The organism is Nocardioides cavernae (genome assembly GCF_013410035.1).
Taxonomy (GTDB): Bacteria; Actinomycetota; Actinomycetes; order Propionibacteriales; family Nocardioidaceae; genus Nocardioides; species Nocardioides cavernae_A.
In genome coordinates, this window is the sequence record NZ_JACCBW010000003.1 from 149,141 (window position 1) to 162,376 (window position 13,236).

11 protein-coding genes are annotated in these 13,236 nt (G+C 67.5%); 6 read left to right on the forward strand and 5 right to left on the reverse strand.

Going from position 1 to position 13,236, the window contains the following annotated elements; translation table 11 throughout:
- Nucleotides 1-3 precede the first annotated feature (3 nt).
- Nucleotides 4-1,926: a DNA cytosine methyltransferase gene (locus tag F4692_RS15685; protein WP_218858643.1), complete on the forward strand. Its 1,923-nt coding sequence runs from the start codon at nt 4-6 to the stop codon at nt 1,924-1,926.
- Here F4692_RS15685 and F4692_RS15690 read toward each other — a convergent pair.
- On the reverse strand, nt 1,923-3,212 hold the full coding sequence (locus F4692_RS15690) for an ATP-binding protein (RefSeq protein ID WP_179620651.1): 1,290 nt from the start codon (nt 3,210-3,212) through the stop codon (nt 1,923-1,925). The genes F4692_RS15685 and F4692_RS15690 overlap by 4 nt on opposite strands.
- 27 nt (nt 3,213-3,239) lie before the next feature.
- On the opposite strand from F4692_RS15690, the gene F4692_RS15695 reads away from it, so the two are divergent.
- Complete coding sequence (locus F4692_RS15695; protein ID WP_218858644.1) at nt 3,240-3,761, forward strand: very short patch repair endonuclease; 522 nt, start codon at nt 3,240-3,242, stop codon at nt 3,759-3,761.
- 232 nt (nt 3,762-3,993) lie between these two features.
- On the opposite strand, the gene F4692_RS15700 is transcribed toward F4692_RS15695, so the two are convergent.
- The 4 genes from F4692_RS15700 to F4692_RS15715 all read right to left on the reverse strand — a co-directional run bounded on the left by F4692_RS15700 (nt 3,994) and on the right by F4692_RS15715 (nt 8,537).
- Complete coding sequence (locus tag F4692_RS15700) at nt 3,994-5,223, reverse strand: site-specific integrase (protein ID WP_179620652.1); 1,230 nt, start codon at nt 5,221-5,223, stop codon at nt 3,994-3,996.
- Between the two features lie 2 nt (nt 5,224-5,225).
- Nucleotides 5,226-6,749, reverse strand: coding sequence for a tyrosine-type recombinase/integrase (locus F4692_RS15705; RefSeq protein ID WP_179620653.1), 1,524 nt, complete (start codon nt 6,747-6,749; stop codon nt 5,226-5,228).
- 211 nt (nt 6,750-6,960) lie between these two features.
- Complete coding sequence (locus F4692_RS15710; RefSeq protein ID WP_179620654.1) at nt 6,961-8,280, reverse strand: tyrosine-type recombinase/integrase; 1,320 nt, start codon at nt 8,278-8,280, stop codon at nt 6,961-6,963.
- The gene (locus F4692_RS15715; protein ID WP_218858645.1) at nt 8,277-8,537 is read right to left on the reverse strand and encodes a helix-turn-helix domain-containing protein; all 261 of its coding nucleotides are present in this window, start codon (nt 8,535-8,537) and stop codon (nt 8,277-8,279) included. Before F4692_RS15715 ends, F4692_RS15710 begins: the two co-directional genes overlap by 4 nt.
- A 199-nt stretch (nt 8,538-8,736) precedes the next feature.
- Here F4692_RS15715 and F4692_RS15720 point away from each other — a divergent pair, with 199 nt between their 5' ends.
- The 4 genes from F4692_RS15720 (at nt 8,737) to F4692_RS15735 (ending at nt 13,234) form a co-directional block, all read left to right on the forward strand.
- A complete protein-coding gene (locus tag F4692_RS15720) occupies nt 8,737-9,393 on the forward strand; it encodes an HAD family hydrolase (RefSeq protein WP_308645348.1) in 657 nt (218 codons plus the stop codon).
- 247 nt (nt 9,394-9,640) lie between these two features.
- The gene (locus F4692_RS15725) at nt 9,641-11,161 is read left to right on the forward strand and encodes an ABC transporter substrate-binding protein (RefSeq protein ID WP_218858646.1); all 1,521 of its coding nucleotides are present in this window, start codon (nt 9,641-9,643) and stop codon (nt 11,159-11,161) included.
- 89 nt (nt 11,162-11,250) lie between these two features.
- A complete protein-coding gene (locus tag F4692_RS15730) occupies nt 11,251-12,261 on the forward strand; it encodes an ABC transporter permease (RefSeq protein WP_179620657.1) in 1,011 nt (336 codons plus the stop codon).
- Nucleotides 12,262-12,265: 4 nt separating this feature from the next.
- Nucleotides 12,266-13,234, forward strand: coding sequence for an ABC transporter permease (locus F4692_RS15735; RefSeq protein ID WP_179620658.1), 969 nt, complete (start codon nt 12,266-12,268; stop codon nt 13,232-13,234).
- Nucleotides 13,235-13,236 lie beyond the last annotated feature (2 nt).

A 13,236-nucleotide genomic window follows, 5' to 3' on the forward strand; every position in this document is an offset into this window, starting at 1 on the left:
GTGGTGAGTGCAGTGGGACAGCCGGAGAAGCAGCGGATCGATCGCGGTCAGGCACTTCGACTGGCTCGCCATCCGGAACACTGTGAGACCGCGGACGAGGTAGTCGCTTTTTCTCGTCGCATCCGCCGCGATCGTCCGGGGCAGTTGATCGCGGCGGACCTCTTCTCCGGCGCCGGAGGCATGAGCCTCGGCCTCGAGCAGGCAGGGATGAAGGTCGTCTTCGGGGCTGACTTCGATCAGGACGCCCTCCGAACCCACGCGCATCACTTCGCCGGCATGTCGGTCGGCTGGGATCTGGGCGACCCAGATCGCGTCGACGAGGTCGGGAACATCCTCCGCGCCATCAACATTGATGTCCTCGCGGGCGGCCCCCCGTGCCAGCCCTTCTCGAAGGCTGGCAGATCGCGCATGCGCTACTTGGTTCAGCACGGAATGCGAGAACCTCACGACAAGCGTCGGGACCTGTGGCAGTCCTACCTGGAGATAGTTCGTCTTGCGCAGCCACGCGCCGTGATCATGGAGAACGTCCCCGACATGGCGCTGGACCGCGAGATGTTCATCCTTCGCTCTATCGTCCGGCGCTTGGAGGACTGGGGCTACTCCGTCCAAGAACGTGTCGTCGACACCTATCGGTACGGCGTTCCGCAGTTCAGGCAACGGCTGATCCTCGTCGCGCTCAAGGGCGGCTTGGAGTTCGTATGGCCTGCGGAGTCGAACAAGAAGGTCACGCTCGGGAACGCCATCCGCGACCTGCCCCCTGTCGGCCCAAAGGAAGGGTGGCTCTTCGACGAGACACGTCAGGTCTGGCGGCTCTACAACGGCCCGCGCACGGCGTTCCAACGTGAGATGCGTGCTGGCGTCCCTGAGTCGCACGCCAATCGCGTGTACGACCACGTCACCAGGCGCGTACGCGACGACGACGAAGCGGCGTTCGAGCACCTGGACACCAAGACCAAGTACTCAGAGTTGCCGGACGAGTTGAAGCGGTATCGCGACGACATCTTCGACGACAAGTACAAGCGGCTGGACGCCGACGATCTGTCTCGGACAATCACGGCACACATCGCCAAGGACGGGTACTGGTACATCCACCCTGAGCAGAACCGGACCCTCACGATCAGAGAAGCCGCGCGGATCCAGACGTTCCCGGATCACTTCAGGTTCGCCGGGCCGCCGACCGCTGCCTTCAAACAGATTGGGAACGCGGTTCCGCCTCGGCTCGCTCGTGCCATCGGGACGGCAGTCTCCCAGGTCCTGACGCAGCGAACGGCTCCGTTGGCACTCCGTACGGACACGACGCGATCAGCTCTCGTCGAATGGGGAAGGTGCGCAGACGGGGTCAGTCCCTGGTTGCGATCTCGCTCACGCTGGCTCGTCGTCCTTGGTGACTCGCTTCTCGGGGATCAGTCACCGATCGTCTCAAAGGCCATCTGGCCGTTGGTCGAGAACTGGACGACGCCGGAGCGCTTCGTCCAGGACCAGGACCGGGTCGCCGAAGTCACGTCATGGCTCGGTAAGACCGATGCCGGCTCGGCATTGACGGAACTGGCCGGAGCAGTTGCCGCGGAGGGCGGCTCACTCGACGACGACCACTTGGAGAACCTGGTCGCTCGTGGTCTTCTCAGGCGTGCCGCCGCAGAGCTAGCGATGATCGCCGACCCCGAGGGAGAGGAACCGGTCATCGCCAACACGGCCGCGCTTCGTGTCGCAGGCCGATTCTTTCAAGGCACGGAGCGCTGGTTGAAGAACCGGAACTCGGACGGGCGTATCGCCGTCGGCCGTCTGATCGGCTTCGACGAGGAGAGCCGTCAGGCTCAGGTCGCGCTCATCGAACTGGGCGCGCGGGTTTGCACCCCTAAAGCTCCGCGATGTCCCGAATGTCCGCTCGCCCAGTGGTGCGAGTACGGAAGCCGCTTCGGACGCTAGAGATCGAGCTGCTTGGCCAGCTCCGGGTGCTTCGAGCGCAGCAGGTCCAAGGCGGAACGGAACTCGACCAGTGACCTGTCCTCGATGAGTGCCGCCTTCAGTGCGATCCCGACGTCGCGAAGAGCCGTCTCGGACGCTTTCGACGCCTTCGGCGACGCGTCCGGACGCTCCCCTGAGTTCGCCGACCGGCGGTAGGCGTCGTCTGCCAACACGCACAGCTCGGCCACGGGACGCTCCAACATCTGCCGCACGACTGGGGGCAGCTCAACGCTCATCTTCGCGACATTGATCTGGAACGATTCATCAAGGTCTGTGTCGAAGTCGATCGCTGCTCGCGCGAGCTTCATATGCTCGTCAATCCCGCGCAGGCCGGACCATCCGCCGTGCTGAACGAGACGATTGGCCCGATAGATGTACAAGCCTTGCTGGCGATTCCACTTCAACGGTCCTGAAAGCCGCTCGAACTCATCCAGGGACGAGAATCGATCACGCGCGGGTAGGACGGTCCCGCGGAAGCGGACCTCCGATGAACCCCCGTCGGTCTCGATCTCGAAGACATGGTCCTGCAGCACGAGTCGTTCTGCCTCCTCCGGGGCGAAGGGATCCCACGGACGGAGCTTCTCGTCGTCCACACAGATGATGACCTCGCCGCGTTCCGGAACGTCGCCGGCGATGAAACGGTGGAACACCATCGCAAGGTGCTCAGCCGTCTTTCCTGCCAGTGAACGCAACCGCCGCCTGCCCCAGCCGCTCTCCGCGTATCGCTCGGGGAGGACCCGGTCCAGGTCCTCCCACACGACCACGGTTCCGGGCGACTCACTCAGGATCCTCTTCGCATGCTCGATCGCAGGGGAGGTCTCGTTGGCCGTGATGTCCCAGCGGTCGGTGCGGGTGATTCGGTTGAGATCCAGCGTCATGACGCGGATCGAACAGTGCTTCGGAGACGTTCGTGTCGCCACCGTGAGGCGACGGCACTGTGACAGCGATCCGGTCTTCAGGCCCAAACCGAACCGGCCGAGCTCGTTGGTCTCGTAGTCCCGACGGGTGCCGAACCGCAGTGCCTCGATCAGGCCGGTCTGCGACATGCCGCAGCCGTCGTCACTGATCAGGACGTAGGAGCCGTTCGGCTCGAACTGTGTGAAGACGTTGATCCGCGAGGCCCCGGCAGTGATCGAGTTGTCCACCAGGTCCGCTACGGCGGTGGGAAAGTCGTATCCAATGTCGCGCAGGGATCCGGTCAAACGCGCGGCGGAAGGCGCCACCTCATAGGCCTTGGTTCCCGTCACCGGATCAGTCCTCCTAGTGTTCGAATCATGCCAAGCGAAGATCAAGCAGGGCGTCAGCTTGGGGGCGTGTCTCCGGCAGGCTACGTTGCAGCGCCGACAGACCTTGCTCCCGTGGCGGCCGCGACCCGGAGAACCATGCAGGCGAACCGGGGGCGCGACACCGGGCCCGAGCTCGTGCTCAGGTCGCTGCTGCACCGTTCCGGGTTGAGGTTCCGAGTGGATCTGCCTCTCCCGTTCGATCGCCGCCGACGCGCGGACATTGTATTCACGCGCGTGGGGCTCTACGTCTTCGTTGACGGATGTTTTTGGCACGGATGTCCCGCCCACTTCGTGATGCCGAAGACTAGGCGTGACTTCTGGGCTAACAAGATCGAGGGAAACCGGTCTCGTGACCGCGACACTGATGAGCGTTTGAGCGCTGCTGGCCTCCATGTCATGAGGGTGTGGGAGCACGTTCCCCCAGCCGAGGCGCACCAAGAAGTAGTCGGCGCATACAGAGGGCTCATCCTTTCTTCCCCACGCAACCCCGCGCAGCAGATCGTTAGGTGAGCCACTGCCATCGGCCGAGCGTCGATCCTCCGGCGCGCTCGGTCGTTACAATCCCAGGCCGCTAGGAGGCATGGGCTGCAGCCCACCACCGACTTCGGCCTGTGCACGAAGCGCGCTGTCGGAAGACAGGTTTAGTGTGGTCAGCAACTCGCCCGGTGCCAGTCCGCCATCACGAACTCATCCGGCGCGTGACTCTCGGCCAGTTGGGTCATCGTGTGAGCGTGCCGGGGGATCAGAGACCGAGTCTCCCGGCGACGTTGCGGTCGCTCAGTAGGGTCTCTCGCCGTTCGTGGCGCTGGACGGATCCGAGTGAGATGAGGTCGGCTTGCGAAGCGATGATGTGCGAGCGCACGCCATCTCGCACGGCGGTCCTGATCATCCCAGTTCGGAGCGACGTCCAGGCGAAACGGCCGGTGAGTCCAGCTTCCTCGGCCCTCTGGTGGACCAGACGGTTGAGCCCGACCTCCGCCATGCCCTTCTCGAAAATGACGGAGAAGTTCGTGGCTCGGAAAGCGAGCCCATTCGGATCGCGAAGCCCGTGCATCTCCAATTCGTCCAGCCAGGTGCTCCAAGCCGTGGCTGGGTCATGGGCGCGGTCCGTTGCAGAGACTAGGTAGGTCAGCCGGCGCCGACCCTGGATGGATAGCACCAAGCCTCTATCATGCGAGACCACGTCCCGTTGACGGAGGGAAAGCGCCTCGCCGGTCCGCAGTCCCGCGGCATAGCCGATGAGAAGCAAAGCCCGGTCACGGCCCTGTGCCGGAGTCGACCCGCCCGCGCCGCCCGGGCGAAGCAGGCGGCCGAGGCGGTTGATGTCGAGGGGTCGTCCGCTCGTCCCGAACACGAACTCGCCGCCGCCGAGAGGCCGAAGAGCACGAATGGCGGCGACCGGGCACCGTGCGTCACCGACGGCTGCGCCAAGCGACCGGGATACGACGACGGGTTCGCCGCGCCCCACCTTCGTGACCAGCCTGAGCTGAACCTGGTCCTTGCCGATGTCGACATCGGACCAGCGAAGTCGCGCCATGGTCGCTGCCCCTAGCCCGAGCCGTTCACGGAGCATCCTGGCGGCGAGCGCGCGCCGTTGATCCGCGCTCGGTACTCGACAGGCGTCGACTAGGGCGTGCACGAGCTCGAGATAGAGCGGTTCGTAGTGGCTGTGCCGGTCCCCGACCGGGCGATGGGAGAACAGGCCACGGAGAAAGGTCCGCACGTCTTGGTGCTGATGCCACGGGGCCAGCCCGCGGAGTCGACGGTCAAGGTCCAGTAGCTGAAGTCGTCCCCGAATGGCCCAGGTGGGGGTCTGGTCGTCGAGAAGTGTCGTCAGGTAAAGCGTCAGTGTCTCGGCGGTGTCCTCGAGGTCGAAGCGCGACCGGAACGCTGCGTACGCCGATGCCTCGAGTTTCGCCCGTTCCGCGCGCCGCGGTGCCACCGAGCCTTTCAGAGCCTCGTCCCGATCCATCCTCAGAGCCCCAACTGTGCGGTCGGATTGTTTCGGAAGGGGTCGTCGTTGGCAATGTAGCGGATCAGGCTGTCCAGGGTGGCGTGGCGTGAGCCCTTCGCGATGTCCTCAAGCCGGAGTCCCAGGTCGGCTGCGGTGCTGATAAATCCACGGCGCAGCGAACGACCAGACCAGTGTCCTTCGATGCCGGCCTCGGCCATCCGTGTGCGAACCATGACGGAGACGGCGCTGGGGGTGAGCGGTTCGGTGCCGATGCGGCCCGCTCGTCCGATCGTGGTGAAGCAGGGCCTGTTCTCGAGGCGGTCCGCGCCGAGTTGCCGCTCGACCCGGTCGCGCCAGCTCAGGAGTGCCGCCACTGGATCGGTGGTGTGCGAGGCGCCGGTCGGGATGCCGACGTCGATGCCTTGACCGAGCCGGTCGGTCTTGCTGTGGCGTAGTCGCAGGATCATCCCGCTGTCAGCGAGGGTCACGTCGGACCAGCGGAACCCGACGAGATCTGGGCGTCGGAACGCGCCCGCGAATCCGAGCAGGATGATCGCCTTGTCCCGCAAGACTCCTGGGCGGGATGAGCCGAGCAGTCGCATCGCCTGCTCGGGGGTCGCCCCGACCCCAGGGTGTCCGAGAGACGTCAGGCGCGCCTTGCGGATACGGAACACGTCGCGAGGAGTCCACTCGCGGTTCTCGCAGCCTCCGGCGTGACTTGTCTGGGTAACGACCCAGGGAACCGAGGTGTCGCTCAGGTACCGCCACGCCCGTATGGCCCGTACGCCGCAGAGATCCGGGTCGTTGTGCGCCCTGATCTGTACGGTCCGGTCGGACCGGTCGGCGCGGACACTGCGGAGTACTAGCGTTGCGCGCCGGCTGGTGAGCCGCACGTCGTCCCAGCGCAAACGGGCGATCTCCCCGTCCCCGGCGCCGGCTCGGTGCATGGCGAACAACGCCCTGTCCCGGATCTCGACGGGGTCCGGCCCGATCGAGTCGAGGTAACGACAGACCTCACGCAAGGGGCCGATCGTGAGCGCCGACACCTGACCGTTCGAGTCTGCGGGGACGGCAGCCTTACGAAGGGATCGTAGGTACATCGTCATGGCCGGATCGTCGCCCGGCGGCGCCAGCCCGGCCTCCACATGAATGCGGTTGATGGCCGCCATGTACGACCGCAGCGTCCCCAGTGCTGCCCCGTGCTGCCCAACGTGGTCGGCAAGGAACATCATCACGACCTCGGGCGGACAATTCAGCGGCTCGATGCGCTTCTCGACACACCAAGCTTCGAACTTGCGCCAGCGACGCGCATAGTCCTGGCGCGTCTGGGCGGTGATCGACTCAGCGAACAAACGAGCCGTCCGAGAGATCAACGCATCGAGCTCGGTCTGCGGCTCAATGAGGTCCCCGCCGAGGAACGTGGCAACGCGCGCCTCTCGAAGGCGCACAGCAAGCGAGTCCCCATTCGGTGCCTCACCCGTCGGGCGAGGAAGCCGGCGATCAGGGCTGCCGCCGTTGGGCGGCCACTGGGCACGCGCGTTCATCACCTGATTGTTCCTCGCTGACGTCCGGCCTGTCAGCGTCAATGAACCGCCGATGTCTCGCGACCGGTGCGCCGCGGAGCGCACCCAGGTGGACGGGAGCCACGCCGACATCTCTGAGTGCGCCATACATCGAGGACCGGAACGGGCTGCAGAAGCGTCGCCGTCACCTATTCGAGTCAGTTCGAGCTGTTCTCCCACTGCAGGTCGTAGATCAGCTCGGACCCACCTCGCGAGTTCGATGCGACCTCCCAGTTGCGAGCAGGTCGTCGAGCGCAGCTGCCGCACGGCTCTGCGCGTCGTGGAGCAGGTGCGCATAGGTGTTGAGCGTGACCTGGGCGCTGGCATGGCCCAGGCGTTCCTGGACGACCTTGACGGACTGGCCCGCCTCGAAGAGCAGGGAGGCGTGGGTGTGGCGCAGTTCGTGGACGGTGAGGCGGGGGAGGTCGCGATCGGGGTGGGCGTCCCGGTAGCGCTTCTGCGCCCGCTGAAACGCCGCGTGCAGTCCGGACTGGGTGGCCGCGCGTCCGGGCAGCGAGGGAAACAGCGAGTCATGGGCTCGAAGGCCGAACAGCGGAGTCACGTTGTGCCCACCGCCGGCGAGCAGTACGGGCAGGACCTTTCGCCAGTCGTCGAGGATCGAAGCGCAGGTCCTGTCGAATGACACGGTGCGGGGCCGTCCGCCCTTGACCGATCCGATGACGTAGCGCTCGCCGGCCGGAAGCGTCTCGTCGTAGTGGAGGGCGCGTTCGATGCGTATCTCGCTCCTGGTGACGTCGACGTCACCCCATCGCAGGGCCAGGAGCTCGCCGGAGCGCAGGCCCGTGCGGCTCAGGAGGATCCAGCCGTGCGCCCAGGGCTGGTCGTCGGCGAGGGCCCAGTCGCAGAACGAGGTGAGCTGCTCCACGTTCCAGATGACGAACGGCTTGACCCGCTTCGCCGTCTCGCCTCGCGGCCGGCCGGCGTGCTTCGAGTTCGCCGGGTTGCGGGCGACGATCCCCTCGTCCAGTGCCGCCAGGAAGATGGTGTTGACCCAGTTGGCGTAGCGGGCGACGGTCGAGCTGGCGAGCCCCTTCCGATGTCGCTTCGGCGAGGGCGTCTGTCTCGTGCCGTGCTCCAGGCCGCGGTAGGTGGCCGCGAGATCGGTGGCACGGATGTCGGCCATCGGGACGGAGCCGATGTAGGGGTCCATGGCGTCGAGGACGCGCTGGATGTACATCCGGGTCCCGTTCCCGACGGCATGTCCGTCGAGCCAGCGCTGCCCGTAGGCGGCGAAGGTGTCGCGACCGCGGGGTTGCAGCACGTTGCGCATCACATCGGCACGCAGCAGGGTCAGCGCGGCATCGGCCGCCTCGTAGCTCGTGAACCCCGCCCGGGAGTGCTTGCGTTCACCGATCTCCGGGCGGGCCACATCCACCGGGACGGTCACCTGGAAGCGCCACCTCGTGCCGGCCTTCGTGTCGTAAGCCGTGATCGACCCGGTGCCGCGACCGCGGACCGAGCGGCGCCTGGATCGGTGCCGGGTCGCGGTCATGCCGATACCCCGTCGGGCGGGAGGATCGTGGTCGTCGGGGCGTCGGCTCCGAAGGCGTGTAGGAACGGACGGCGGGGGATCAGCACCCGTCGCCCGACGTGGACGGCCGGGATGGTGCCGTCGGCGATGGCGTGGTCGACGGTGCGTGGGTCGAGGCTGAGGAGGGTGGCGACCTCGGCACGGTTGAGAACCTCCCGGTCCGTGGTGCGGGCGGCCGCCCAGGTGGTGATCGGGGTGGCGATGGTGTGGTTGCTCATGCCTTTCAGGTGCGCGCGGGGGGCCACCCAATCCGCTTGTCGGCGCCGGGATGTCGGTGCTCCGCCTCGACGATGCCCGATGTGGGACGCCTTCGATTTAGGATCGTTCGTTGCATGGAACGTTGCATGACGCGTCTGGGAGGGCATTCTGAGCACCGCATTTCGGAGTAAACCTGCAGGTCAGCCCCTCGAGGACCCCATCCGGTGGCCCGCGGCCGTCCTATGGGACATGGACGGCACCCTCGTCGACACCGAGCCCTACTGGATCGACACCGAGTACGCGATGGCGGAGAAGTACGGCGGGACGTGGTCGCAGGAGCACGCGATGAACCTGGTCGGCAACGCGCTCCTCGACTCGGGTGACTACATCCGCGTCCACATGGGCATCGACCGCACCCCCCAGCAGATCGTCGACGAGCTGCTCGACGGCGTGGTGGCCCGGGTCGAGGACGACGTCCCGTGGCGTCCAGGTGCCCGCGAGCTCCTCTCCGACCTGCACGACCACGACGTCCCGTGCGCGCTCGTGACGATGTCGTGGCAGCGCTTCGTGGCGCCGATCCTCGCCCAGCTCCCGTCCGGGACCTTCGCGAGCGTCGTGACCGGCGACCGGGTCGAGCTGGGCAAGCCGCACCCCGAGCCCTACCTGACGGCCGCCGCCGAGCTGGGCCTCCCGCCGGACCGGTGCCTGGCGATCGAGGACTCCAACACGGGCGCCAAGTCCGCGGTGGCAGCGGGGTGCACCGTCCTGTGCGTGCCGCACCACGTGCCGATCCTCGAGGGCGAGCGCCGGGTCTTCGCCGACACGCTCGCCGGCCTCGGCGCCGCCGACCTGGGCGGACTCCTGCGCGACACGTGACACGACCGTGATCACCGTGGTGTGGTCTGGCCCACAGCGTCCGGTCTAGGGTGCTGTGCCAACCGCATACCGGACGGAAGGACCACCACGGATGTCTCGTACACGCTCCGTAGCTGCATGGACGACAGCAGTCCTGGCAGCAGCCACTCTCGCAGGATGTGCCGAGAGCCAACGCGACGACGACGGCAGCAGCGGGGGTGGCGAGGACAGCGGGACGTTCGTCTTCGGTGCCGCCGGCGCGCCCGAGATGTTCGACCCCTTCTACGCCACCGACGGCGAGACGTTCCGCGTCACCCGCCAGATGTTCGAGGGCCTCGTCGGGATCGAGCCGGGCACCGCCGAGGTCGTGCCCGAGCTGGCCACCTCGTGGGAGCCCAACGAGGACGGCACCGAGTGGACCTTCGAGCTGCGCGACGACGTGAAGTTCCACGACGGCACCGACTTCAACGCCGAGGCCGTGTGCGCCAACTTCGAGCGGATGTTCGACCAGAACGAGGCCGGCCAGACCGCCGGTGAGTACTGGGGCTACGTCATGGGCGCGTTCAAGAACGACGCGGCCAACTCGCTCTACCAGGGCTGCGAGGCCACCGGCGACTACGAGGCCGTGGTCACCATCAGCGGCCCGACGTCGGGCTTCCCGACGATGCTGTCGCTCGCATCGCTGTCGATGCAGTCGCCCACCGCGATGGAGGAGGGAGACGCCAACGGCATCGCCGCCGAGGGCGAGGGCTTCAGCTTCCCCGACTACGCCGACAACCCGGTCGGCACCGGCCCGTTCACCTTCGGCGAGTACGACGAGGCCAACGGCACCATCACCCTCGAGCGCAACGACGACTACTACGGCGAGCAGGCCGGCGTCAGCGAGCTCGTCTTCCGGGTGATCCCCGACGAGAGCACGCGTCGCCAGGAGCTCGAGGCCGGCAGCATCAACGGCTACGACCTGCCCAACCCGGTCGACTGGCAGGGCCTCGAGGACGACGGCAACAGCGTCGAGATCCGCGACGCGTTCAACATCCTCTACCTCGGGTTCAACCTCGACGGCGCCAACCCGCAGCTCAAGGACCCGAAGGTCCGCCAGGCGCTCTACCACGCGCTGAACCGCGACCAGCTGGTCCAGACCCAGCTGCCCGAGGGCGCGACCGTCGCCACCCAGTTCATGCCCGACACGGTGAGCGGCTACAACACCGACCTCCAGCCCTACGAGTACGACCCGGAGGAGGCCAAGCGCCTGCTCGCCGAGGCCGGCGCCGAGGGCATGGAGCTCACCTTCGCCTACCCGACCGAGGTGAGCCGGCCCTACATGCCGGACCCGGAGAAGATCTACGAGGCGCTGCGCACCGACCTCGAGGCGGTCGGCGTGAAGGTCAACGTCAAGACGGCGTCGTGGAACGGCGGCTACCTCGACAACGTCACCGCCGGTCGCTACGACGCCTACATCCTGGGCTGGACCGGCGACTACGACTCCCCGTTCAACTTCATCGGCACGTTCTTCGGCAACCTCAAGGAGAACGACTTCGGCACCAAGGGCATGCCCTGGGGCAAGCAGCTCGCCGACGACCTCAAGGCCGCCGACGCGATCGTCGACGAGGGCGAGCGGGCAGCCGCGTTCGAGGAGATCAACGGCCAGATCATGGAGGAGTACCTCCCCGGCCTGCCGATCAGCCACTCGCCGCCCGCGCTGGTGGTCGGTCCCGGGGTCGACGGCGTGGTTCCCAGCCCGCTGACCGCGGAGGAGTTCGACTCGGTCACGGTCGAGGGTGGGCAGTGAGCCCCACCCGCTGACCGACCGACGTGCGTGGCGTCCGGGGGCCGTCCGACGACGGCCCCCGGACCCGCGCGAGCGTGTGAGGAGAACCCTTGATCCGCTTCGTCGTACGACGACTGCTCCAGATGTGCCTGGTCGTCCTCGTCCTGTCGATGCTCGTCTTCGCCTGGCTGCGCTCGCTGCCCGGCGGACCGGTGTCGGCGATGCTCGGCGAGCGCCAGACCGAGGAGCGCCGCGCCGCCCTCGAGGCCGCCCTCGGCCTCGACCAGCCGCTCCCCGTGCAGTACCTCAAGTTCCTCGAGCGAGCCGTCCAGGGCAACTTCGGCGTCTCCACCAAGGTCCTGCCGGGTGAGGACGCCTTCCAGGTGTTCCTCGACCGGCTGCCGGCCACCGTCGAGCTGTCGTTCCTCGCGATGCTGCTCGCGATCGTCCTCGGCATCCCGCTCGGCTACCTCGCCGCGCGCCGCCGAGGCTCCCTCACCGACACCGGTGCGGTGATCTTCTCGCTCGTCGGCGTGGCCGTGCCGGTCTTCTTCACCGCGTTCCTCCTCAAGTACTTCTTCGCCGTCGAGTGGAACCTGCTGCCCGTCTCGGGACGCCAGAGCACCGGCCTCGACGCCACGCGGGTGACCGGCATGTTCGTCCTCGACGGCGTCCTCACGCGCGAGTGGGACGCCGCCTGGGACGCCCTCAAGCACCTCATCCTCCCGTCGCTCGCGCTCGCGACCATCCCGTTCGCGGTGATCTTCCGCATCACCCGCGCCGCGGTGCTCGACGTGCTCGACGAGGACTACGTCCGCACGGCCGAGGCCAAGGGCCTCACCGCCCGCGTGATCCGCGCCCGCCACGTCCTGCGCAACGCGATGCTGCCCGTCGTGACCACCATCGGCCTGCAGGTCGGCGGCCTGCTCGCGGGTGCCGTGCTCACCGAGACCGTCTTCTCGTTCCGCGGCGTCGGCGACGCCCTGGCCACCGCCTTCCGGGAGAAGGACTACCCCGTGCTCCAGGTGCTGATCATGGCGGCAGCCGTGATCTACGTCCTCGTCAACCTGCTGGTCGACGTCGCCTACGCGATCATCGACCCCCGGATCAGGACGAGGTGACCCGATGACCGACCCCACCTCGCCGCAGCGCCGGTCGTACGGCAGCCTCCGCAAGGACCGCATCGACCAGCTCGCGACCGCGGGCACCGTCACCGAGGAGCCGGGCGTCTCGCTGATCCGCAGCGCGTGGCATCGCCTGCGCCGCAACCCGGTCTTCCTCATCGGCGCCGGCATCACGCTCCTGTTCGTCGTGCTGGCGGCCATCGCCCCCTGGGTCGCCCCGTGGGACGTCACCGCCACCCCGCTGCTCGACAAGGTCCGCCCGCAGTCCAACCCCGTGCCCGGGCCCGAGGCCGGCCACCTGCTCGGCGCCGACGACCGTGGGCGGGACCTGTTCTCGCGCCTGCTCGTGGGCAGCCGCCAGACGCTGGTCGTCGGCGTGGTGGCGACGCTCTTCGGCCTGCTCGGCGGACTCACCCTGGGCACCGTCGCCGGCGCGATCGGCGGCTGGGTCGACTCCCTGGTGATGCGGATCGTCGACGTCATGCTGTCGATCCCGTCGCTGCTGCTGGCCTTCACGGTCGCCTCGCTCGCGCGCAACCCCAGCCAGTGGACGCTGGTCATCGCCATCGCGATCATCCAGGTGCCGATCTTCGCGCGGCTGCTGCGCGGGTCGATGCTCGCGCAGCGGGGCAGCGACCACGTGCTGGCGGCACGCTCCCTCGGCGTCAGGCCGGGCGCGATCGTCTTCCGCCACATGCTGCCCAACTCGCTCGGCCCGGTGATCGTGCAGGCGACCCTGTCGCTGGCGGTGGCGATCATCGACGCCGCCGCCCTGTCGTTCCTCGGCCTGGGCAATCCCGACCAGAGGCAGCCCGAGTGGGGGCAGATGCTCGGGCGCGCCCAGCCCTTCATCACCGAGGCGCCCCACCTGGCGTTCTACCCGGCGGGCTGCATCATCGTGGTCGCCCTCGGCTTCACGCTGATGGGCGAGTCGCTGCGCGAGGCCCTCGACCCGAAGTCACGGAGGTGACC

What these genes read in the sequence shown, in the direction of transcription:
- F4692_RS15695 (WP_218858644.1), top strand. Translation starts at nt 3,240, where the DNA reads ATGCCAAGCGAAGATCAAGCAGGGCGTCAGCTTGGGGGCGTGTCTCCG.
- F4692_RS15735 (WP_179620658.1), top strand. Translation starts at nt 12,266, where the DNA reads ATGACCGACCCCACCTCGCCGCAGCGCCGGTCGTACGGCAGCCTCCGC.
- F4692_RS15700 (WP_179620652.1), bottom strand. Translation starts at nt 5,223, where the DNA reads ATGGATCGGGACGAGGCTCTGAAAGGCTCGGTGGCACCGCGGCGCGCG.
- F4692_RS15705 (WP_179620653.1), bottom strand. Translation starts at nt 6,749, where the DNA reads ATGAACGCGCGTGCCCAGTGGCCGCCCAACGGCGGCAGCCCTGATCGC.
- F4692_RS15725 (WP_218858646.1), top strand. Translation starts at nt 9,641, where the DNA reads ATGTTCGACCCCTTCTACGCCACCGACGGCGAGACGTTCCGCGTCACC.
- F4692_RS15710 (WP_179620654.1), bottom strand. Translation starts at nt 8,280, where the DNA reads ATGACCGCGACCCGGCACCGATCCAGGCGCCGCTCGGTCCGCGGTCGC.
- F4692_RS15715 (WP_218858645.1), bottom strand. Translation starts at nt 8,537, where the DNA reads ATGAGCAACCACACCATCGCCACCCCGATCACCACCTGGGCGGCCGCC.